The 21,735-nt window shown below is 71.6% G+C and carries 19 protein-coding genes and 1 tRNA gene; 12 read left to right on the top strand and 8 right to left on the bottom strand.

Going from position 1 to position 21,735, the window contains the following annotated elements:
• Window positions 1–288: 288 nt before the first annotated feature.
• From ACFWGJ_RS01920 to ACFWGJ_RS01910, 3 genes are all read right to left on the bottom strand, one after another.
• Window positions 289–1,560 (bottom strand): ATP-binding protein, encoded by a 1,272-nt coding sequence (locus ACFWGJ_RS01920; protein ID WP_387320310.1) that lies wholly within the window; start codon window positions 1,558–1,560, stop codon window positions 289–291.
• A gap of 62 nt (window positions 1,561–1,622) precedes the next feature.
• A complete protein-coding gene (locus ACFWGJ_RS01915; RefSeq protein WP_387320261.1) occupies window positions 1,623–2,396 on the bottom strand; it encodes a hypothetical protein in 774 nt (257 codons plus the stop codon).
• A 207-nt stretch (window positions 2,397–2,603) separates the two neighbouring features.
• On the bottom strand, window positions 2,604–3,110 hold the full coding sequence (locus ACFWGJ_RS01910; RefSeq protein ID WP_387320260.1) for a dual specificity protein phosphatase family protein: 507 nt from the start codon (window positions 3,108–3,110) through the stop codon (window positions 2,604–2,606).
• A 91-nt stretch (window positions 3,111–3,201) separates the two neighbouring features.
• On the opposite strand from ACFWGJ_RS01910, the gene ACFWGJ_RS01905 reads away from it, so the two are divergent.
• Entirely contained in the window at window positions 3,202–4,005 is an 804-nt protein-coding gene (locus ACFWGJ_RS01905; protein WP_387320259.1) for a nuclease-related domain-containing protein, read from the top strand.
• 307 nt (window positions 4,006–4,312) lie between these two features.
• Here the strand turns inward: ACFWGJ_RS01905 and ligD are convergent, their stop codons facing one another.
• Window positions 4,313–5,194 (bottom strand): non-homologous end-joining DNA ligase, encoded by an 882-nt coding sequence (gene ligD, locus ACFWGJ_RS01900; protein WP_387320258.1) that lies wholly within the window; start codon window positions 5,192–5,194, stop codon window positions 4,313–4,315.
• A 73-nt stretch (window positions 5,195–5,267) separates the two neighbouring features.
• Between ligD and ACFWGJ_RS01895 the strand changes: the two genes are divergently transcribed.
• The 6 genes from ACFWGJ_RS01895 (at window position 5,268) to ACFWGJ_RS01870 (ending at window position 13,873) form a co-directional block, all read left to right on the top strand.
• Window positions 5,268–6,290 (top strand): Ku protein, encoded by a 1,023-nt coding sequence (locus ACFWGJ_RS01895; RefSeq protein ID WP_387320257.1) that lies wholly within the window; start codon window positions 5,268–5,270, stop codon window positions 6,288–6,290.
• A 563-nt stretch (window positions 6,291–6,853) separates the two neighbouring features.
• Window positions 6,854–7,231: a hypothetical protein gene (locus tag ACFWGJ_RS01890; RefSeq protein ID WP_381832834.1), complete on the top strand. Its 378-nt coding sequence runs from the start codon at window positions 6,854–6,856 to the stop codon at window positions 7,229–7,231.
• A 320-nt stretch (window positions 7,232–7,551) separates the two neighbouring features.
• Window positions 7,552–9,318 carry a beta-galactosidase gene (locus ACFWGJ_RS01885; RefSeq protein ID WP_387320256.1) on the top strand — a complete coding sequence of 589 codons (1,767 nt, stop codon included), beginning with the start codon at window positions 7,552–7,554 and terminating at the stop codon, window positions 9,316–9,318.
• Entirely contained in the window at window positions 9,318–11,810 is a 2,493-nt protein-coding gene (locus tag ACFWGJ_RS01880) for a beta-galactosidase (protein WP_387320255.1), read from the top strand. The genes ACFWGJ_RS01885 and ACFWGJ_RS01880 overlap by 1 nt, the downstream gene beginning before the upstream one ends.
• 165 nt (window positions 11,811–11,975) lie before the next feature.
• Complete coding sequence (locus ACFWGJ_RS01875; RefSeq protein WP_387320253.1) at window positions 11,976–13,049, top strand: LacI family DNA-binding transcriptional regulator; 1,074 nt, start codon at window positions 11,976–11,978, stop codon at window positions 13,047–13,049.
• A gap of 302 nt (window positions 13,050–13,351) precedes the next feature.
• On the top strand, window positions 13,352–13,873 hold the full coding sequence (locus ACFWGJ_RS01870) for a MarR family winged helix-turn-helix transcriptional regulator (RefSeq protein ID WP_387320308.1): 522 nt from the start codon (window positions 13,352–13,354) through the stop codon (window positions 13,871–13,873).
• An 11-nt stretch (window positions 13,874–13,884) separates the two neighbouring features.
• Here ACFWGJ_RS01870 and ACFWGJ_RS01865 read toward each other — a convergent pair whose 3' ends face one another.
• From ACFWGJ_RS01865 to ACFWGJ_RS01855, 3 genes are all read right to left on the bottom strand, one after another.
• A complete protein-coding gene (locus ACFWGJ_RS01865; protein ID WP_387320252.1) occupies window positions 13,885–14,637 on the bottom strand; it encodes a DUF4142 domain-containing protein in 753 nt (250 codons plus the stop codon).
• Window positions 14,638–14,806: 169 nt separating this feature from the next.
• A complete protein-coding gene (locus ACFWGJ_RS01860; protein ID WP_387320250.1) occupies window positions 14,807–15,220 on the bottom strand; it encodes a type II toxin-antitoxin system VapC family toxin in 414 nt (137 codons plus the stop codon).
• Entirely contained in the window at window positions 15,217–15,480 is a 264-nt protein-coding gene (locus ACFWGJ_RS01855; protein ID WP_387320249.1) for a CopG family transcriptional regulator, read from the bottom strand. The genes ACFWGJ_RS01860 and ACFWGJ_RS01855 overlap by 4 nt, the downstream gene beginning before the upstream one ends.
• Window positions 15,481–15,635: 155 nt before the next feature.
• Between ACFWGJ_RS01855 and ACFWGJ_RS01850 the strand changes: the two genes are divergently transcribed.
• Window positions 15,636–16,442: a hypothetical protein gene (locus ACFWGJ_RS01850; protein WP_387320248.1), complete on the top strand. Its 807-nt coding sequence runs from the start codon at window positions 15,636–15,638 to the stop codon at window positions 16,440–16,442.
• Window positions 16,443–16,542: 100 nt separating this feature from the next.
• On the opposite strand, the gene ACFWGJ_RS01845 is transcribed toward ACFWGJ_RS01850, so the two are convergent.
• A tRNA-Arg gene (locus ACFWGJ_RS01845) sits at window positions 16,543–16,614 on the bottom strand.
• A gap of 414 nt (window positions 16,615–17,028) precedes the next feature.
• Here ACFWGJ_RS01845 and ACFWGJ_RS01840 point away from each other — a divergent pair.
• From ACFWGJ_RS01840 to ACFWGJ_RS01825, 4 genes are all read left to right on the top strand, one after another.
• The gene (locus ACFWGJ_RS01840) at window positions 17,029–17,520 is read left to right on the top strand and encodes a response regulator (protein ID WP_387320306.1); all 492 of its coding nucleotides are present in this window, start codon (window positions 17,029–17,031) and stop codon (window positions 17,518–17,520) included.
• Window positions 17,521–17,611: 91 nt separating this feature from the next.
• Window positions 17,612–18,760, top strand: coding sequence for an ArgS-related anticodon-binding protein NrtL (gene nrtL, locus ACFWGJ_RS01835; protein WP_387320247.1), 1,149 nt, complete (start codon window positions 17,612–17,614; stop codon window positions 18,758–18,760).
• Between the two features lie 113 nt (window positions 18,761–18,873).
• Window positions 18,874–20,265: a diaminopimelate decarboxylase gene (gene lysA / locus ACFWGJ_RS01830; protein WP_387320246.1), complete on the top strand. Its 1,392-nt coding sequence runs from the start codon at window positions 18,874–18,876 to the stop codon at window positions 20,263–20,265.
• A 166-nt stretch (window positions 20,266–20,431) separates the two neighbouring features.
• Window positions 20,432–21,730 carry a homoserine dehydrogenase gene (locus ACFWGJ_RS01825; RefSeq protein WP_387320304.1) on the top strand — a complete coding sequence of 433 codons (1,299 nt, stop codon included), beginning with the start codon at window positions 20,432–20,434 and terminating at the stop codon, window positions 21,728–21,730.
• The last annotated feature ends 5 nt before the right edge of the window (window positions 21,731–21,735 follow it).

The following is a 21,735-nucleotide window of genomic DNA, read 5'->3' as shown; positions in this document are numbered from 1 at the left end:
CGAAATGGTGACCAAGGCTGACTAACCGCCACATTAGAATCCCGCCCCCACAACCGCCCGCCACACTGAGCCATCGGGGCGCAGCCGTCCGGGGGCGCAGCGCTCTGGGGGCGCGGGAACGGCGCAGTCCTTTCGCCCTTAAGGGGCGCGGGGAACGGCGCAATCTTTTGTCTTTGAGGGCCGCAGCCCTTAAGGGACGTGGGGACTGGCGCAGTCTTTTGCCTTTCAGGGGCGCGGGGAACTGCGCGACCAGCCACGACGGACCCGCACCCGACAGCCGACCGCCCCTCAGGAATCGGCCAGCGTCAGAACGGCGACCGCACCCCCACCCACCCCGTTGGCGAACACAAGCCGCGCCCCCAACACCTCCGCCTGCCCCACGGCGATGGTCAAACCCAACCCGTGCCCCCGAGCACCCCCTTCCGTCCGGAACCGCTGCGGCCCGTGCCCCAGCAGATACTCCGGATACCCGTCCCCGTGATCCCGCACGGTGATGACACCCCCGTCGACCGTCAACGTCACCGGCCCCCGTCCATGCCGATGCGCGTTGGCCACGAGATTCCCCAGCACCCGCTCCAGCCGCCGCCGATCGGTCTCCACGACGGCGTCCCGCAGAATGCTGATCTCCGTACCGATGCCGGTACCCGCGCCCGGGCCCGCGGCCCGGACCACCCGCTCGGCCACGTCCCCCAGCCGCACCGCGTCCACCTCCGCCCGCTCGCTGCGCGCGTCCAGCCGGGAGATCTCCAGCAGATCCTCGGTGAGCGTGCGCAGCGCGGCGACCCGGTCCCGGACGAGTTCGGTCGGACGGCCGGGCGGCAGCAGTTCGGCCGCCGCGTGCAGCCCCGTCAGCGGGGTCCGCAACTCGTGCGCCACATCCGCGGTGAACCGCTGCTCGCTCAGCAGTTTGTTCTGCAGCGAGGACGCCATCGTGTCCAGCGCGCCCGCCACCGCGGCCACCTCGTCCTGGGGACTCGCCGGGCCTCCGGTCCGCGGATCCCCGGCCCTGGGATCCCCCACCCGCGCGTCCAGATCGCCGGCGCTGATCCGCCGCGCCACCTGGGCCGTCGAGTGCAGCCGCCGCGTCACGCGCGTCACCGCGAACGCGCCCACCAGCAGCGTCACGCCGATCGCCAGCGCCGAGGAGCCGAGGATCGCCCGGTCGAGCCCCTCGATCGTGCGCACGCCCTGCGCGTAGTCGACCTGTACGGCCAGCGCCCGCCCGCCGCTCACGGGCCCGGCCGCCCACATCGTGGGGTACGGGTCACCGGTCCCGACCATCGTGCCGCGCCGCCCGCCCGCCGCGAGCGTACGCAGCTCGGCGGGCAGCCCGGCCGGATCCACCCCCGCGCCTGGCGGCAGCCGGTCGCCCGCCTCGAAGGCCTCCGTGGCCTGCGTCAGCCGGTCGAGCGCGTGGTCGCGGGCCTCGCCGACGGTCTGGTCGGTCACCGAGACGTGCACGAGGACGCCGAGGAGCGCGGCGAGCCCGCAGCACATCACCGTGATGAAGACGGCGGCCTTCCAGGTGAGACCCGCGGCCCGCCGGCGCAGCCGCCCGATGCGGCCGGTCCCCGGGAGCTGCCGGGGGACCGGCCCCGGCAGCGGCTCCCGCGGTGGACGGTTCACCGGGTCCCGGCCGAGGGGGCCGGGGTGCGGGCGGGCGCGCGTCCGGAGGGCGGCGCCGTGGCTCCGACCCGCAGGATCTCGTCCTTGGCCGCGAGCATCGCCCGCTGCCGCCGGTCCCACGACCAGACCGTCCGGTACTCGTAGCCCGCCAGTTTCGACGGCGAGCGGATGATCACGTCCCGGCCCGCGATCTCGACTCCGAGCGTGCTGTCGGTCGTCGCCATGACCTCCGTCAGCCGGTGCCCGATGACGGTGTACGTGCGCACGCCCAGCTGGTGGTCGGGCATCCGCACCCCGAGCACCATGTCGTCGCGGCCGTCACCGGTGAGGTCGCGGTAGTACGCCCGCAGGACCGGGCACGCCGGGCCGCGCGCGCTCTTCCCGCCGCACCGCGCGACCTGCCGGGCGGTCTGCGCGTAACGCCCCTTGCCGGTGTAGAGGTCCGGGTGGGCGGCGATCTCCGCGCGGAAGACGGCGACCGGGTCGGCCTTCCGGATGTCGTCGTCCGGGACCGGGACGCCCTTGACCGTCTCGGTGTCCGCCTCGCCGTAGTCGACGGCGGGCGAGGCGGCGGGCGGGACCTGCGGCCACAGCCGGGTCGGCGCCACGGCGGTGGACGTCGGACCGGCGCCGCGCAGGTCGCCCGGGTCGCCGCAGCCCGCGAGCAGCGGACCGGCGAGCGCGAGCGCGACGAGCAGCGCGACCGGCGGCGCGGCGGCGGACGGCGCGGCGGCGGGCCGCGCGAAGGCCGCGGGGCGGTTGGGGATCACTGCGCTCCTGCGTCGGGGCCGGACGGGGCCGGACAGGGCCGGGCTTGGGCGGTCGGGGCAGGGGGCATGACTGATCGACCCTGCCGTCCGGGACACCTTATTCGTACGGAAGTCCCTTTTGTTCGCCGAGTGGGCCGAGTGGGCCGAGTGGGCCGATTGAGACGAGCGGGCCGGGTGGGACGGGCCGGCGGTGCCGCCGCCGACCGGTTACTCGGCCAGTTCCTCCAGCAGCCGGGCCGTGACAAGACCGGTCCGCAGGTACTCCACGAAGAGTTCGTTGTGCAGGGCCCACGGGGAGCGGCGGGAGCGGATCAGCCGGATCGCCTCGTCGGCCGTACGCCCCGCGAGGACCAGGGCGTGGGCGACGACGAGCCCCGAGCGGTTGTAGCCGTGGAAGCAGCGGACCAGGACGCGCCTGCCCTCCTCCAGCGCCTCGGCCGCCGTCCGGGCGAGCCGGATCACGCCGGCCAGCTGGGTGCCGTCCAGCGGCCCGTCCGGGATGGCCCACACATGGTGCTCGACGCCCGGCTCCGGGCCGTGGCCGGGTAGTCGCAGCAGGGTGAGCACCAGGTCGAACTCGTCGTGTACGACGGCGAACTCCGGCTCTCCCGACCGGCCCGTGTACTGGTGCCCGCCCATCCACAGACCGGGCACTATCTCGTTCCACGGGCTGTCCGGGGCCGGCACATCGGGTTGCCTTCTGCGAGCCCGCAACGGCGCCTCCCCCTCCAACTGCTTCCAAAGGTAACCGCCTTCTTGCCCCTGGAGCACCCCGCCTGTTCCCATGGTCGAGGGGTGATGATGCATGAACACACTGCGCGTCATACCGACTTGGCGGCACGGTCAGGAACGGCTCTACGTCTGCCGCACGGACGGCAGGAACGTCGCCTGGTACGACAGGGAGGCCGCCCGGGTCAATCTGCTCAGCGAGGAGCGGCGCGAGGACGTGCTCGATGTGCTCGGACCGTTCCTGAGCGGAACGGTGACGGTCGGACCGCCGCCGGTGCCGACCCCCGCCGAACTCGCCCGGCTGTCCCTGCACCCGGACGACGACCTCGCGCCGAACCGGCCCGGCGAGGCCCTGCAGACCGTGCTCGACCACGAGCCGGGCCCGCAGCGGCGGATGCGGCCGGATCCCCGGCGGCACGCCCTCGCGGCGGAACTCGCGGTGGGTGAGGCGCTGGACCGGCTGGAGGGGGCCGGGTGGCGCACCCTGCACTCGGTGCCGCTGCCCGGCGGCGACCGCGTCCACCACCTGGTGATCGGCCCCGGGGGCCTGTTCGCCGTGCACACGGTGTACGCCCGCAAGCAGCGCGTCCACGTCGCCGACCCCATGGTCACGGTGGGGCGCCGGGAGGCCCGGCCCCTGCTGCGCGCGGTCCGCGCCGACGCGGACCGCGCCTCGTACGCCCTCACCGCCGAGGTGCGCCCCGTCCTGGCCCTCTTCGCCCCCAAGAACGTCTCGGTGACGGCCCCACCGCGCGAGCTGCGCATCCTGCTGGACACGGACGTGACCTCCCTGGCCCGCGCGGGAGGAGTCCTCAAACCAGCGGACATAGAGGCCCTCCACGCGATGGCCCGCGACCGGGGCACATGGCTACGACTCTGATGTCAGGCCGGTGACCCCGGGTTCCTGTGGTCCGCCCGCACGGCAAGAGCGCCCCGAAAGGGGCGCGGGGAACGGCGCGACGAGCCCCCACCGGCCCGCAGCCGGGCGTCATGCCGGTGACTCCGGGTTCCTGTGGTCCGCCCGCACGGCAGCAGCGCCCCAAAGGGGCGCGGGGAACGGCGCGACCAGCCCCCACCGGCCCGCGGGCGAGTGTCAGGCCGGTGACCCCGGGTTCTGTGGTCCGCCCGCACGGCAAGAGCGCCCCAAAGGGGCGCGGGGAACGGCGCGATCAGACCCCAGCCGAGCGTCACGGCAGTGACCCCGCCAGGCCCGCGTCCAGCAACGGCGCCAACAGATCGCCGTGGCGATCGAGACGCCGCGCGATGTCCCCGGCGACGAAGGCCAGTTCGGTCGGAGCCCCGCAGGACTCGACCTCGTTCCAGGTGACAGGGGCGGAGACCGTGGGCGCCGCCCGAGCCCGGAGCGTGTACGGCGCGGCGGTCGTCTTGCGCGCCGCGTTCTGGCTGAAGTCGACGAAGACCTTGGCAGCCCGCAGACTACGCGTCATCCGGTGGACGACCAGCCCGGGCAGCTCGCCCTGCGCCTCCACCGCGAGCGTCTTGGCGTAGGCGGAGACCTCGGCGGACGGCGTGGGCTCCAGGGCGGCCAGCAGATGCAGCCCCTTGGAGCCGGACGTCTTCGCGTACGCCGTCAGACCGTCCGCCGCGAGCCGGTCGCGCAGCCATACGGCCACCCGGCAGCACTCCACGATCGTGGCCGGCGCGCCGGGGTCCAGGTCGAGGACCAGCCGGTCGGCGACATCGGGGGTCCGCGCCCGCCACTGCGGGGTGTGGAACTCGGTGACCAGGTTCGCCGCCCACATCAGGGAGGGCAGGTCCTGGACCAGGACCATCCGGGCCGGCCCCTCCGAACGGGGGACCTCCGTGGTGGCGACCCAGTCGGGCGTACCGGGCGGGACGTTCTTGGTGAAGAAGACCTGGCCGTCCGGGCCGTCCGGGTAGCGCAGCAGGGAGACCGGACGGTCGCGGAGGTGGGGGAGGAACGCCTCCGCCGCGGTCGCGTAGTAGTGCAGCAGCTCACCCTTGGTGAAGCCGGTCGCCGGGTGGAGCACCTTGTCCAGGTTGCTCAGGGTCACCTTTCGCCCGGCCACCTCAGTGATTGGCGTCATAGGATGACAATCCCACGTATTCGTACGAAAACGGGTGGCGGGGGCGAGGGGACGGGTGACAGCGACCTGAAGGGTGTCGGACGTGAGATCCATTTGGAACGGTGCCATCTCCTTCGGCCTGGTCAGCATCCCGATCAAGCTGATGAACGCCACGGAGAACCACTCGATCTCCTTCCGCCAGATCCACACCGAGGACGGCGGCCGTATCCGCTACCGCAAGGTGTGCGAGACGGAGGACCGCGAGGTGCCGTCGTCGGAGATCGGCAAGGCGTACGAGGACGCGGACGGCACGATGATCCCCATCACGGACGAGGACCTGGCCTCCCTGCCGATCCCGACCACGCGGACGATCGAGATCGTGGCCTTCGTGCCGGCCGACCGGATCGATCCGCTCCAGATGGACACGGCGTACTACCTGTCGGCGAACGGGGCGCCCGCGGCCAAGCCGTACACCCTGCTGCGGGAGGCGCTGAAGCGCAGCCAGAAGGTCGCCGTCGCGAAGTTCGCGCTGCGCGGGCGTGAGCGGCTGGGCATGCTGCGGGTCGTCGACGACGTCATCGCCATGCACGGGCTGCTGTGGCCGGACGAGATCCGGGCGCCCGAGAACGTCGCCCCGGACGAGGGTGTCACCGTCCGGGACAAGGAACTGGACCTGGCCGACGCGCTGATGGACACGCTCGGGGAGGTCGATCTCGCGGAGCTGCACGACGACTACCGCGAGGCGGTGGAGGAACTGATCGCGGCGAAGGCGTCCGGGGAGGCGGTGCCGTCCGCTCCCGCCGCGGAGGCGTCCGGGGGCAAGGTCATCGACCTGATGTCCGCGCTGGAGAACAGTGTGCGGCAGGCGCGGGGCGCTCAGGGCGCTCGGCGGGAGGACGCGGAGGTGAAGCCCCTTCGCAAGAGGGCGGCGAAGAAGACGGCCGCGGGTTCTGCGAAGCCGGCGTCGACGAAGAAGAAGGCTCCGGCGAAGAAGGCGGCTTCGGCGAAGAGTGCGACTTCGGCGAAGAAGGCGACTTCGAAGTCGGCGGCTGGAGAGAAGTCGTCGGACGCTTCCCCGCCGAAGAAGGCTCCCGCCCGGAAGAAGGCACCGGCCTGAGGTCTTTCTTCGCCTGCGGACCGTCCGTGGCCGGCCGCGCAGTTCCCCGCGCCCCTGAAAGACGCGCCTGGCGTCGCGTGTGGGGGCGGGGGTGGTCCGGGACATGTGGTCGGCGCTCCCGAGCCAACAAGTGAACCCCCCTTGCCGCACCGCCCACACATCCCGAACCACCCCCTCAGGCCACATCAGCGCCCGCGAGAGGAGTGGGGTAACCGCTCCCCCCCCGGCCCCTTAGGGGCGCGGGGAACGGCGCGCTCAGCCACGCACGACGGCAAGGTGCAAGACGGGCCCCGCCCCCACTCCCTAGGGGCGCGGGGAACGGCGCGCTCAGCCACGCACGACGGCAAGGTGCAAGACCGGGCCCACCCCCACTCCCTAGGGGCGCGGGGAACGGCGCGACCAGCCACGTACGACCCGCACGTACCCCGACGGACGTCACGACGTCGCGGCCCATGCCAAAGAGGGCGCGCACACCGGCATGTTCATCAGGCGGACACGTGCGTCCAGACCGCCCGTTCGTTCTAAAGTCATGATCCCGGGCGAGTGGTGGAGGCAGGCGAACCATGCCGAGCAGTGATGCGCCGAAGTGGCTGCGACCGCTGGGCCCGGAGGTGCGGACCCTCCCGGCCGGCCAGTGGTGGGACGCGGTGCGGGTCCCGCTGACCACGGGCCTGCGCATCCTCGAACATCTGGGCCCCCATACGGGAGCGGTGATCGAGGACGGCTACGGCGGCGTCCTGTACTGGCTCGTCCCGCCGGGCGAGGCCGCCACCTGGGACGTACCCCCGGCCCGGATTCTCGGCCAGGGCTCCCACGTGGCCGTCCCGCCCCGGCACCGTACGTACGCGCCCGGTCTGCACTGGCGCGTGCCGCCGACCAGGACCCGCCACTGGACGGACCCGGCCCAGCTCCACGCCGCCCTGCGCCGCGCCCTGTCCTGACCGAGGGCCCGCCCGGCGTTCTCCTCCCTCGCAGCATCCCGAGCGGAGATCTTGACGACTGCAAGTTACCGGTAACATCATGGTTAAGGCCCGCGCTCGGCTAGGCCACCGACAGGCCACCGGCAGGCCATCGAGTGGTCCGGGGCGCGCGCCGTCCCGCTCCTGCTGGGCGCGGCCTCGGCACTGTGCCCGGCCGTCACGCTCCGGCCGACCCGCGCCACGCGCCCGGCGACGGCCGACCACCGCAACCGCCGGCACCTCGGCCGCTGACGCGGTCTCGGTACCGATCCCCGTCCGAGCCGAAGGGAAGCAGCTTCCTGATGACTGTTCTGAGTACGTCCTCCGACGGATTCCGGCTTCATGGAGAGCCGTTCCGGATCATCTCCGGTGCGATGCACTACTTCCGCATCCATCCCGACCAGTGGACCGACCGGCTCCGCAAGGCCCGGCTGATGGGCCTCAACACGGTCGAGACGTACGTCCCGTGGAACCTCCACCAGCCCGAACCCGGCACCCTCGTCCTCGACGGCATCCTCGACCTGCCCCGCTATCTGCGACTGGCCCAGGCCGAGGGCCTGCACGTCCTGCTGCGCCCGGGCCCGTACATCTGCGCCGAGTGGGACGGCGGCGGTCTGCCCTCCTGGCTCACCACGGACACCGACATCCGGCTGCGCACCAGCGACCCCCGCTTCACCGACGCGCTCGACCGCTATCTCGACCTGCTGCTTCCCCCGCTGCTGCCCCAACTGGCCGCGAACGGCGGCCCGGTGATCGCCGTACAGGTGGAGAACGAGTACGGGGCGTACGGCGACGACCGCGCCTACCTGGAACACCTCGCCGCGTCCTTCCGCGCCCGCGGCGTCGAGGAACTGCTCTTCACCTGCGACCAGGCCAACCCGGCGCACCTGGCGGCCGGCAGTCTTCCCGGCGTCCTCGCGACCGGCACGTTCGGCAGCCGGATCACCGAGTCCCTCGATCAGTTGCGCGCCCATCAGCCCGAAGGGCCGCTGATGTGCGCCGAGTTCTGGATCGGCTGGTTCGACCACTGGGGCGAACCGCATCACGTGCGCGACGCGGCCGACGCCGCCGCCGACCTCGACCGGCTGCTCTCCGCGGGCGCCTCGGTCAACATCTACATGTTCCACGGCGGCACCAACTTCGGCTTCACGAACGGCGCCAACCACGACCACGCGTACGCGCCGATCGTGACCTCGTACGACTACGACGCGGCCCTCACCGAGTCCGGCGACCCGGGGCCGAAGTACCACGCCTTCCGTGACGTCATCTCCCGCCACGCCCCGGTCCCCGACGAGCCCGCCCCGGCGTCGAGTCCCAAACTGCCCCACACCGTCGTGGAGTTGGGTGATCGTGCGTCGCTGCTCTCGCACGCGGGCGTTCTTGCCAAGCCGGTACGCGTCGACGCCGGGCCGGTGACCATGGAGGAGCTGGGACTGCGGGCCGGGTACGCCCTCTACCGCACGACGGTTCCCGTGTCCGGCGACGGTGTCCTGCGCTTCGCGGGCGGGGTCGGCGACCGCGCCCAGGTCTTCGTGGACGGCGCCCCCGTCGGCGTACTGGAACGGGAACGGCACGAGGACGCCCTGTCCGTGCGCGTGCCGCGAGCCGGTGCCACGCTGGACGTGCTCGTCGAGAACATGGGCGGCGTCAACTACGGGCCGCGTATCGGCGCACCCAAGGGGCTGCTCGGGCCCGTCACCTTCGACGGCACCGCCCTGCACGGCTGGGACTGCCACCCGCTGGCCCTGGACACCGTGGGCGCGGTCCCCTTCGCTCCGGCCGCCGGCTCGCCGTCCGACGCCGGGCCCGCCTTCCACCGCGGCACCTTCGAGGTCGGGACGCCCGCCGACACCTTCCTCTCGCTGCCCGGCTGGACCAAGGGCCAGGCCTGGATCAACGGCTTCCACCTCGGCCGCTACTGGAACCGCGGCCCGCAGCGCACGCTGTACGTGCCCGCGCCCGTCCTGCGCCCCGGCACCAACGAACTGGTCCTGCTGGAGTCGCAGGCCACGACCGCACCGCGCGTCCACCTCACCGACAGCCCCGACCTCGGCGCGGTGAACCCGTGATGCCGCCGCTCCGCCTGAAGGTGTCCGCGCCGGCCGCGCCACCGCTCACCAGCCACCTCCCCTTCTCCGACGCGCCCGGCGTCCCCGACCCGATCGAGGTCACCAGCCGGTACCTCACCCGTGGCGGGCGCCCCTGGTTCCCGGTCTCCGGCGAGTTCCACCACACCCGCTACCCGGCGGCGGAGTGGGAGGAGGAGCTGCTGAAGATGAAGGCGGGCGGGGTGACGGCCGTCGCGAGTTACGTCATCTGGATCCATCACGAGGAGGTCGAGGGCCGGATCCGCTTCGACGGCGACCGGGACCTGCGGCGCTTCGCCGGACTCTGCGCCCGCCACGGCCTGGACTTCGTCCCGCGCATCGGCCCCTGGTCCCACGCGGAGGTCCGCAACGGCGGCTTACCCGACTGGCTCCTGGCCCGGGCCTGTACCCCGCGCACCGACGATCCCGCGTACCTGGCACCCGTACGCACCTGGTACGAGGCCGTCGCGGCGCAGCTGAGCGGGCTCGACCGCGCGCACGGCGGCCCGATCGTCGCGATCCAGATCGAGAACGAGCTGTACGACCAGCCGGGCCACCTGCTGACCCTGAAACGCATGGCCCAGGCGGCCGGCCTGAGCGCCCCGCTGTGGACCTCGACGGCCTGGGGAGGTGTGCGACTCCCGCCCGACGAACTGCTCCCGCTGTACGGCGGCTACCCCGAGACCTTCTGGACCGAGGCCGACGGCGGCTGGCCCGACACCTGCCGCAAGCACTTCTTCTTCACGCACCAGCGCGACGACGAGGGCATCGGCGCCGATCTGCGCCCGACGACGGTACGCGGTACCGAACCGATGTCCACGGAAGGCCGATTCCCATGGGCCACCTGCGAGTTGGGCGGCGGCATGGCGGTCTCGTACCACCGCCGCCCGCGCGTCGACGCGGCCGACGTCGGCGCGCTCGGCCTCACGAAGATCGGCTGCGGTTCCGTGTGGCAGGGCTACTACATGTTCCACGGCGGTACGAATCCGGCGGGCGAGCGGACGACCCTCCAGGAGTCCCACGCGACGAGGTACCCGAACGACCTCCCTGTCCGCACGTACGACTTCCAGGCGCCGCTGGGCGAGTACGGCCAGTACCGCCCCTCGTACGACGAACTGCGCCTCCAGCACCTGATGCTGGCGGACTTCGGCGAACTGATCGCGCCGATGGAGTCCTTCCTCCCGGCACGGCAGCCCGCGGGGCAGGACGACCGGGACACCCTGCGCTGGGCGGTCCGGGCCTCGGCGGGCTCCGGCTTCCTCTTCGTCAACAACCACCAGCCGCACGAGGGGTTGCCGGACCATCCGGACACCTCGTTCACGGTCGAGTTCCCGGCCGGCCCCGCCCTCACCTTCCCCAGCACACCGGTCACGGTCCCGACGGGCGCGTACTTCTGCTGGCCGCTGCGCCTCGACGTGGGGGGCCTGCGCCTGGACTGGGTGACGGCGCAGCCGGTGTGCACGGTCGCCGACGACGACGGCCGTACGGTCCTGGTACTGGCGGCGACGGACGGCGTACCGGTCGAACTGGCGCTGGACGCGCGTACGTTGCGGTCGGTTCGGGTGCCCTCCGGGCAGAGCGCCACACTCGACGACCGCGTCCTGATCACGGGCCTGCGTCCCGGCACCGACGCCCTGGTGGAGGTGGACACGGCGGACGGCAACCGGGTCGGCCTCCTGGTCCTGGACGCGCGGACGGCCCGTACCGCCTACAAGGGTGTCGCCTGGGGAGCGGAGCGGCTGGTGCTCTGCGAGCCCGGTGACGGTGTCGGTGGTGGTGTCGGCGCCGGTGTCGTCTTCGACGCGCACGCGCGGGGCGGGCAGGGGGAGGTACGGGTGCACGGGCCGGCCGGTGAGATGTCGCTGGCCTTCCTGCCGGCGCCGGGACGGCCTCCGGTGGTGACGGGCGGGAGCGTGCGGGAGTCGGAGGACGGGGTGTTCACGCGGTATCACCTGACGGGGGACGGCTGGGACCCGCGGTTCGGGGGAGAGGGCGGGGGAGGGGGATCGCGCGTCGGAGAGGCTGAGCCGGTGCGTGCCGCCGGACCGGCGCCCGAACCCGTGACGGGCGTGCAGGGCCGGGCGAGCGCCCCCGCCGACGCGCACTACGACACGACCGCCGCCGAGTACGCCGTCGCCGTCCCCGACGGACTCCCGCTCACCGGAACCCTGCTGCGCGTCCACTGGTCCGGCGACGTGGCCCGCGCGTACGTGGGCGACAAGCTGGTGGCGGACCAGTTCCACTCGGGACGGGCCTGGGACATCGCCCTGGACCGGCTCCCGGCGTTCGCCCTGCGGGGGGAGGGACTCAGGCTGCGGGTGCTGCCGAGGGCGGCCGAGGCGCGGGTGTACGTGGCCGGCGTGTCCGCTGAGGAGGCGGCTGTGGCGACGGTCGGGCGGGTCGAGTGGGTGATGACCCGTACGTGGGCCATCGGGGAGGCGGGGGAAGCGGGGGAGGTGAGGGAGGCCGGGTAGGGCGGGACGAGGCGGGGCGGGGCCGGTAGGGCGGGACCGGGCTGCCGCGCCGCCTTCCCGCCCGGCGGCCTATTCTGGGCCGACCGGGCGGGCTCCGCCCGACGGACGAACCCGCACCCCCGTCCCTGCACCCCCGTCCCCGTATCCCGAAGGGCATCACCCGCCATGACCCCACGTGCCGGTGACGGTGTGCCGCCCGGTCTCCCCAAGGGGCGCAGCCGGCGCAACTTCGCGGGCGCGCGGCCGGTGATGGACGACGTGGCGCGGCTGGCCGGTGTCTCCAAGCAGACCGTGTCGCGGGTACTGAACGACAATCCGGCCGTCCGCCCCGAGACCCGCGAGGTGGTCCTGACCGCCATGCGGACCCTCGGCTACCGCCCCAGCCGCAGCGCACGCTCGCTGGCCAGCGGCCGGACCCGCATGCTGGGTGTCATCTCCTTCGACGCGGCCCGTTACGGTCCGGCGTCCATCCTGACCGCGATCAACAGTGCGGCCCAGGACGCGGGTTACCTGGTCAGCTCCATCGCGCTCGACACGGCGGACCGGGCCACCGTCGTACGGGCCGTGGACACCCTGTCGGCCGAGGGCGCGGACGGTGTGATCGCCATCGCCCCGCAGCGCTGGGTCGGCAAGGCGCTGGCGGAGGCGCGGCTCGACACCCCGCTGATGGTCCTGGAGAACGACCTCGGCAAGGACGCGTCGTTCGTCACGGCCGACAACTGGGCGGGCGTCCGCATGGTCACCGAGCACCTGCTGGACCTCGGCCACGCGACGGTCCGGCACATCGCGGGCCCCACGGGCTGGCTGTCGGCGGACCGCCGGGTGGAGGCCTGGCGGGCCACGCTGAAGGCGGCGGGGGCGAAGGTCCACGAGCCCCTCGTCGGCGACTGGAGTGCCGACTCGGGCTACGAACTGGGCCGCAGGCTGGCCGACGACCCCGACGTCACCGCGATCTTCGCCTCCAACGACCAGATGGCGCTCGGCGTGCTCCGCGCCCTGTACGAGTCGGGCCGCCGGGTGCCGGACGACGTGAGCGTGGTCGGTTACGACGACATCCCCGAGGCCGCGCACCTGCTTCCCCCGCTGACGACGGTCCGTACCGACTTCCCTGAGATCGGTACGCGTTCCCTGCGGCTGCTCCTGTCCCAGCTGGACGGCCCGCCGGAACCGGCACTGGACCGGGTGGTGCCGGTCGAACTGATCGTGCGCAGGAGTACGGGCCCGGCGCCGCCCCGTTGAGCCAGTCAGCCAGTCAGCCAGTCAGCCATTGAGTCTTTGAGTCTTTGAGCTTTTGCGTGCTTACACGGGTCACGGGCGAGGAAAATCTGTGTGGATCAGGTGAGTGGGCAGGCACTTCGGCGAGATAGAAAGGACACATGCCGGAGCACGAGACCCCTGTCGGAGCGACAGATGACGTCGATGTCACGGAGGACCTGGACGTCATGAACGACATGGACGTGAGTGAAGTGACAGTGGAGAACACGGCCGTCGGCGGCGCGGGCGTCGGCAGCGCGTCCGTCGGCGGCGCGGGGGCCGCAGGCATGGGCGTCGATGACGACGTCGACGCGGTGACCCGTGCGGTGCTGACCGCCTCGCGCGTGCTGGTCGCGGTCTCGGCCCGCTCGCTCGCCGAGGTCGAGGAACGGGTGACCCTGCCGCAGGTCCGGATGCTGGTCGTGCTGTCCACGCGCGGCGCCACCAAACTGGTCACGCTCGCCGAACTGCTCCAGGTCGCGCCGTCCACGGCCATGCGCATGGTCGACCGGCTCATCACCGCCGGTCTCGCGGACCGGCAGACCAACCCCGGCAACCGCCGTGAGACCCTGCTCCGGCTCACGGAGGAGGGGCGGCGCACGGTCGAGGACGTCACGGCCCGCCGTCGCGCGGAGATCGCCACGATCGTGGAACGCCTCACGCCCGCCCAACGCACCGCGATAGTCGAGGCGTTGACGGCCTTCAACGAGGCGGGCGGCGAACCACCGGTCCCGGACGTGGAGGACGCGGACGACGGGGTGCCGCACCCGCTGGGCTGGGTGGACCCGCCGGCGGCCCACGACGCGTAGAACTCCGCCGGTCACCCGACGGCGGGGGTCGGAGTCGGAGTGGGCGTCGGTGATGTCGTATTCACATCCAACCCTTCCGGCCTGTTGAGGACGAGGACGGGTGAGCCGGGCTGCGGGGCGGGCGGGGTCAACTCGGCTTTGGGGAGCTTGGGCGGGCTGGTCTGCTGGAAGTTGACCTGGTCGTAGTTGACGAGGTCGGTCTTCTCCAGCACCGTGATGTGGTCGAGGACGGTGTCGTTGGCCAGGTCGGCGAGTTCACGGACCATCGTGTTCTTGGTGTTGGCGCGGATCTTCGCGATGACGGGGAAGATCTGCCCGTGCGTGACGCGCATGATGTTCACGGCGGTCGTGTCGAACTGCTGCCCGGTGCTTCCGTCCACGGTGGCCACGAACTGCTGTTGCTGCGGGCTGGCCTGGTTGGGCAGGGTGATGCCCAGCTCGGGCGCGATCTTCCGGCACATCTCGTCGAGCCCGGAGTGCCCGGCGACGAGATGCTTCCCGGCCTCCTTCATGGCAGGGGTCGTCCCGCGCTCCATGGCCATGAGCCCCAGCGGATGCTCCCAGAGCCCCGCGGCCCGCACCTTGACGACGAAATCCCGATCGGCCTCGGTCAGGGGCCCGTACCGCGTGTTGGCGATGATCCGGTCCTGACTGGTCGTGGTGGCCTCCACCCCGACCAGAGCGGGATACGCGAGCGCAGCCAGGGTCACGCCCAGCCCACCGATCACGAATACGGTCCCTGCGGTGCGTTGCGTGACACGCATACTGCCTCCTGAACTGAACGACCCGGTCGCCAGGAGGTACGTACGAGAAGCACAAGGCAATCATTGCGCTAGGTAAATTTTGCACTCGGGTGGATGTGGGTCGAGGGAAGGTGCCCTCGGCCCCGGCCGCGGGTCGGTCAGACTGCTCGCGCCGCGACAGAACGCGGAATCAGATCTTGATGACGGTGACCCGCCCGCCGCACAGCGCGGTGAGATCTTCCGGGTCGGACGTGAGCACGGTGACCGGGGAGGGGGCGGCGAGCGCAGTCGCGCTCAGCATGGCGTCGATGGCGTACTTGTGCCCGTGCCGGCCGGCGTCGGCGAGAAGGGCGGTCGCGTGGCGGGCGATGGGCTCCGTCACCGGTTCGACGACCAGACGGGACAGGATCCACTCCAGAGCCGGTCGGTTGATCCGCGGGTGGACCACCTCCACAAGAGTGGCCACGGAGGTGATCACGCGCAGGTCATCGGCGCGGGCGAGGGCGAGCCAGCCGGTGACGGCACGGTCTCGCAGAACGGCCTTGGCCAGGCCTTCGCTGTCGAGAACCAGGGTGCCGCCGGGAATGGCGGGCGAGCGGGTCACGCGGCGCTCGCCCCGCCCCGAGTCTGCTGCCTGCGGGCCTGCTGAAGCTGATCGCGCAGAGCCTGGATCTCCCCGTCCGTGACGGGTCCGTGCTCTGCCTCGGCAACCTGGATGATCTCGTTGAGGTTGTCCCGCTCGATCTGCCGGGCCACGGCGGCGGCCACATACGCGGACAGCCCGGAGGGCCCGCTGCGAGCCTTCGCCGCTTCCGCGATGTCGCGGGGCATGGTGATCGAGTATTTGCCGGTGCTCTCACTCATGCCACCAATCCTACCTGTGATCCTCCCGGCTGCGGCTGCGGCTGCGGCTGCGGCTGCGGGGGCGGTGCGAGGCGGGTCCGCGATTGGCGCGGAGAAGTCGGCCCGCTTGCTCCGACCTGACCACGGGTGCTCGGGTCGAGGCCTAAATTACGGCTGTGCATCCCCTTCGCTTCCAGAGCTCGAAGGAGCAGGGCATCAATGTCCACCGCTACCTTCCAGGCACGCAGACAGCGGTGACCCGTCACTGGCCGGGGCTGTTCCAGGACTGGCAGCCCGGGCCGACGCCCTTCACCGAGTACGCGGTGAACAACAACAACATGGAAGAGGTGGCCGTCTACACCGGCCTGGTCTGGCGCCTGACCGCCGGGCTGGCTCGCTACGCGATTCCGGCCTACTACCGGGACGAGGCCGCACGGGCTCTGGGGCGAGAGCCGGCACTCGTCGACTGGGAGTACGACATCGAGGCGGCGGATCCGCACGCGGTGCGTGACAACGGCTTCGTCCAAGGACGCTCAACTGCCGTGCCCGGGTGGTCGGATCCTCGGAAGGACGCCCAACGGGCGGGACTGTTCGGTCTCTCGACACCCCGAGATCTGATCCGTCTGCTGCATGCCGTGCTGTTGGACGCGTCCTGCGAGATCACAGTCTTCGCGGTTGCCCCCGGCCAAGCCCGGCTGAAGGACCTCGTCGCCGCACTGTCCGGCGCGTCCAGGCCCAGCCTGCCCTCGGTCATCAGGGATGAAGATGTCTTCGTCGACCTGACGATCGGCAGCGACATCGACTACTACGACGCGATCACGGTTGCCTCCCACACGGACCTCCAGCCCCGGCTCGACGCATTGGCGAACGACTTCGCGCGACGGATCGAGGTCTACGAAAACCGCGTGAACACCCTGCCCGACGTAGAGGCCTTCCTCGGCGCCCTCCGCGACCTGACAGGAATCGACCTGGACGCCACGTAGAGGTGCGCACCGGGCCCGAGCAACTCGACCCACACATACGCGAAGACCCCGTCCTCAGCGAAACCGCTGATGGCGGGGTCTTGGGCACACTTACACAGTGTGCCCCCGGCAGGATTCGAACCTGCGCACACGGCTCCGGAGGCCGTTGCTCTATCCCCTGAGCTACGGGGGCGTGTCGGGCGCTGTGGTTGCGGCGACGGGTTGAACACTACCAGCTCTCTCCGGGTGTTCATGAACGGATTTCGGGGGGTGGGGAGGGGGCGTCCGGGGTTCGTTGGATCTTGGTTGGACCTCGGCCTTACCTCGGTCGGGCCTGATGCCGAAGCCTGGGCGGTCCGATGCCGTACCTCGGTCGCGGCGATCCCGAAGCTCGACCGGGTCCGATGCCGGAACTCCGTCGGGTGCGATCCCGGAGCTTGGGCCGGTTCGAGGCCGGAACTCGGCAGCGGGCCCGATGGCGTACCTCGGCCGGGGGCGATGCAGGCCCAGGCCCCCGGATCCCCCGCGTGGGGTGGAAGTAGGGAAAAGCCGGACGCGAACCCGCGCGCCGACCTACTCTCAAGTTGTGCCAGGCGCGTCGGGTCGGGTGCTTGTTGTGGACGACAACAAGGTCATCCGGCAACTGATCAGGGTCAACCTCGAACTGGAGGGTTTCGAGGTCGTGACCGCGGCTGACGGTGTCGAGTGCCTGGACGTCATCCACCAGGTGCGCCCCGACGTCGTCACCCTCGACGTGGTCATGCCGCGGCTCGACGGGCTGCGTACCGCCGCCCGGCTCCGGGCCGATCCGCGCACCCGTGACCTCCCCCTCGCCATCATCAGCGCCTGTACGCAGTACGAGGTCGAGAGCGGCCTCGATGTCGGCGTCGACGCCTTCCTCTCCAAGCCCTTCGAGCCCGCGGACCTGGTCCGGCTCGTACGCCAGTTGCGGGAGCGGCGAGAGCGGCGGGAGCTGCGGGAGATCGCCGATTCCGGTGTCGGCGGGGCCTCCGGCAGTGGGGCCGGTTCGTCGTTCGAGGGTGCCGAGAGCCTGTACGGGCCCGGCGGGCCCGAGCGCGCCGGCCGTACCGGCAACTGAAGCGGCACGCGCAGAAGGCGACCGTCCATATGCCGGACCTTCGCCCAAACCCATTCGCCTACCCACCCCCCTCCTCCCCTACGCTTGCCCCGTGACCCCCGTCGAGCTCTCCAGCACCGTGCTGCGCGCCGTGCGCCGTGCCGTGGACGACGGTGAGCTGGCCGTGGCCGTGCCGGAGCGTGCGCAGGTCGTGCCCCCCGGGCCCGGCGGGCGTGGCGACTACGCCACCAATGTCGCCCTCCAGCTGGCCCGTCCCGCCGGCCGGCCGCCCAAGGAGGTCGCCGAGATCCTGCGGCCCCATCTGAGCGGAGTGGCGGGCGTCGAGCGCGTCGACATCACCGGACCCGGGTTTCTCAACATCACCCTCAAGGGCCGGGAGGCCGCCCTCGTCGCCGAGATCCTGCGGCGCGGCGAGCGGTACGGGTACGTCAATGGGCCGACCGGTCAGGTCGTTCAGCTGTGTTACCCCTGCAGCGAAGTGCGCGCCGCCGTCACCGGGCAGGTCCTCGCCCGGATTCTGCGGTCCCAGGGTGTCCTCGTCCGTACCACCCGTACCACCCGTACCGCCTGTACCGACAGCACCGCTTCCGCCTCCTGCGAGGCCGCGGAGGCCGCGGAGGCCGCGGAGGACGCGCTCGACCCCGCCTGGGCCCACACCCTCGGCGTCACCGTCGACGCCGCCCAAGGCCCGCCCGAAGCGCCTGCGTCCACGTCCGCGCCCACGTCCGCGCCCCTCGAACTCGACCTCCGGCCCGTGCCCGCCGGCCAGGACCCCACCCCCCTCGGCCGTGACGCCGGCCGCTGGGCGTTGCTGCATCCCGCGTCCCACGACCACCCCCGCATCACCGACGAGCACCTCGTCCAGCGGGAGGGCAACCCCCTCTTCCGCGTCCGGTACGCGCACGCCCGCGCGACGGCCCTCGGCCGCAACGCCGCGGCCCTCGGGTTCGCCGCCGTTCCCGGGGACCACATCAGTGGGCCCGGCCCGCTCCTCGACGCCCTCGACACCTATCCCCACGCCCTCGCCGCCGCCGCGCGCCACCGCGCGCCCGACCGGGTCGCGCGGCATCTCGTCACCGTCGCCGACGCGCTGCTCGCCTTCCAGCACACCGTGCTCCCGCTGGGGGACGAGAAACCCTCGGCCGCCCACCGCTCCCGGCTCGCGCTCGCCGAAGCCGCCGGGACGGTGCTGGCCGGCGGCCTGTCCCTGCTCGGCATCGACGCACCGACCCATCTCTGAGCTGAGCTGAACAGACCCGAGCTGAACAGACCTGATCTGACCCGATCTGATCTGATTGATTTGATCCGGTCTGATGTGAAGCGAACCGAGATCTTCTAGAAAGCCCAAAAGACATGAGCCGATCCGCACACCCCGCCGGGCCCCGCCACGCCGATGTCCTGCCCGAGGGGCACTACACCGCCCCGGCGGCCGACCTCAACGTCCTCGACCCCAAGGTCTGGGCGCAGACCGTGACGCGTACCGGGAGCGGTTCGGTCAGCGTCGGCGGGATCGATGTGGCGACGCTCGCCGAGGAGTTCGGCACGCCCGCCTACTTCGTCGACGAGACCGACTTCCGGGCACGGGCGCGCGCCTGGCGCACCGCCTTCGGCCACGACGCCGACGTGTTCTACGCCGGGAAGGCGTTCCTCTCGCGTGCCGTCGTGCGCTGGCTGCACGAGGAGGGGCTCAACCTCGACGTGTGCTCCGGCGGTGAGCTGACCACCGCCCTCTCCGCCGGGATGCCCGCCGAGCGCATCGCCTTCCACGGCAACAACAAGTCCGTGGCGGAGATCACCCAGGCCGTCGAGGTCGGCGTCGGGCGTATCGTTCTCGACTCCTTCCAGGAGATCGTGCGGGTCGCGCACATCGCGCAGAGCCTCGGCAAGCGGCAGCGCGTGCAGATCCGCGTGACCGTGGGCGTCGAGGCCCACACGCACGAGTTCATCGCCACCGCGCACGAGGACCAGAAGTTCGGGATCGCGCTCGCGGACGGACAGGCCGCCGAGGCCGTACGGCGTGCGCTCAGCCTCGACGGGCTCGAACTGATCGGCATCCACTCCCACATCGGGTCGCAGATCTTCGACATGGCCGGGTTCGAGGTCGCCGCCCGCCGTGTCGTGTCGCTGCTCGCCGAGATCCGTGACGAGCACGGCGTCGAACTGCCCGAGATCGACCTCGGCGGCGGCCTCGGCATCGCCTACACCAGCGACGACGACCCCCGCGAGCCCCACGAGATCGCCAAGGCGCTCGGCGAGATCGTGACCCGGGAGTGCGAGGCCGCGAAGCTGCGGACCCCCCGGATCTCCGTCGAGCCCGGACGCGCCATCGTCGGACCGACCGCCTTCACCCTGTACGAGGTCGGCACCGTCAAGCCCCTCGAAGGCCTGCGTACGTACGTCTCCGTCGACGGCGGCATGTCCGACAACATCCGTACCGCGTTGTACGACGCCGAGTACAGCGTCGCCCTCGTCTCGCGTACGAGCGATGCCGAACCCATGCTCGTCCGCGTGGTCGGCAAGCACTGCGAGAGCGGTGACATCGTCGTGAAGGACGCCTTCCTGCCGTCCGACCTCGCGCCCGGGGATCTCCTCGCGGTGCCGGCCACCGGCGCGTACTGCCGCTCGATGGCGAGCAACTACAACCACGCCCTGCGTCCGCCCGTCGTCGCGGTCCGCGACGGCGAGGCCAGGGTCATCGTCCGCCGTGAGACCGAGGAGGATCTACTTCGTCTCGATGTCGGCTGACTCGATGTCTGCTGACATGGACGGACGAGCGAGGACGGAAGATCTCCTGTTTTCCGGCCTCGCGTAAATGAAATCGACATCTCACGATCCGGACGAAGGGTAGAAACCCCCGTCCGGTGAGTGAGACTGGTCCCACCGTGACGGTATGAGGAAACGAGGTCGGATGATGCGTACGCGTCCGCTGAAGGTGGCGCTGCTGGGCTGTGGGGTAGTCGGCTCAGAGGTGGCGCGCATCATGACGACGCACGCCGACGACCTCGCCGCGCGCATCGGGGCCCCCGTCGAACTGGCGGGCGTGGCCGTGCGCCGGCCCTCCAAGGTGCGCGCGGGCATCGACCCCGCCCTGATCACCACCGACGCGACCGCCCTGGTCAAACGGGGTGACATCGACGTGGTCGTCGAGGTCATCGGCGGTATCGAACCGGCCCGCTCCCTCATCACCACCGCCTTCGAGCACGGCGCGTCCGTGGTCTCCGCCAACAAGGCGCTCCTCGCCCAGGACGGCGCCGCGCTGCACGCGGCGGCCGACGACCACGGCGCGGACCTCTATTACGAGGCCGCCGTCGCCGGTGCCATCCCGCTGATCCGGCCGCTGCGCGAGTCCCTCGCCGGCGACAAGGTCAACCGCGTGCTCGGCATCGTCAACGGCACCACCAACTTCATCCTCGACAAGATGGACTCGACGGGCGCCGGCTACCAGGAGGCACTCGACGAGGCCACCGCGCTCGGGTACGCGGAAGCCGACCCCACCGCCGACGTCGAGGGCTTCGACGCCGCCGCCAAGGCCGCCATCCTCGCCGGGATCGCCTTCCACACGCGCGTACGCCTCGACGACGTGTACCGCGAGGGCATGATCGAGGTCACCGCCGCCGACTTCGCCTCCGCGAAGGCGATGGGCTGCACCATCAAGCTGCTCGCCATCTGCGAGCGGGCCGCCGACGGGGGATCGGTCACCGCGCGGGTGCATCCCGCGATGATCCCGCTGACCCACCCGCTGGCCTCCGTGCGCGGCGCGTACAACGCCGTGTTCGTCGAGTCCGACGCCGCCGGGCAGCTCATGTTCTACGGGCCGGGCGCCGGTGGCGCGCCGACCGCGTCCGCCGTCCTCGGGGACCTGGTCGCCGTCTGCCGCAACAAGCTCAGCGGCGCGACCGGGCCCGGCGACTCGGCGTACACCCAGCTGCCGGTGTCGCCCATGGGTGAGGTCGTGACCCGCTACCACATCAGTCTCGATGTGGCCGACAAACCGGGCGTTCTTGCCCAGGTGGCGACCGTGTTCGCCGAACACGGCGTGTCGATCGATACGGTTCGCCAGCAGGGGCGGCTCGACGGAGGCGGCGATGCCTCCCTCGTGGTCGTCACCCATCGCGCGTCCGACGCGTCCCTGACGGGGACCGTGGAGGCGCTGCGCAACCTCGACACCGTGCGTGGTGTCGCCAGCATCATGCGGGTTGAAGGAGAGTAACGAGC

The organism is Streptomyces sp. NPDC060205 (assembly GCF_042728395.1).
Classification (GTDB): domain Bacteria; phylum Actinomycetota; class Actinomycetes; order Streptomycetales; family Streptomycetaceae; genus Streptomyces.
This window is presented reverse-complemented; position numbering and strand designations above follow the sequence as displayed.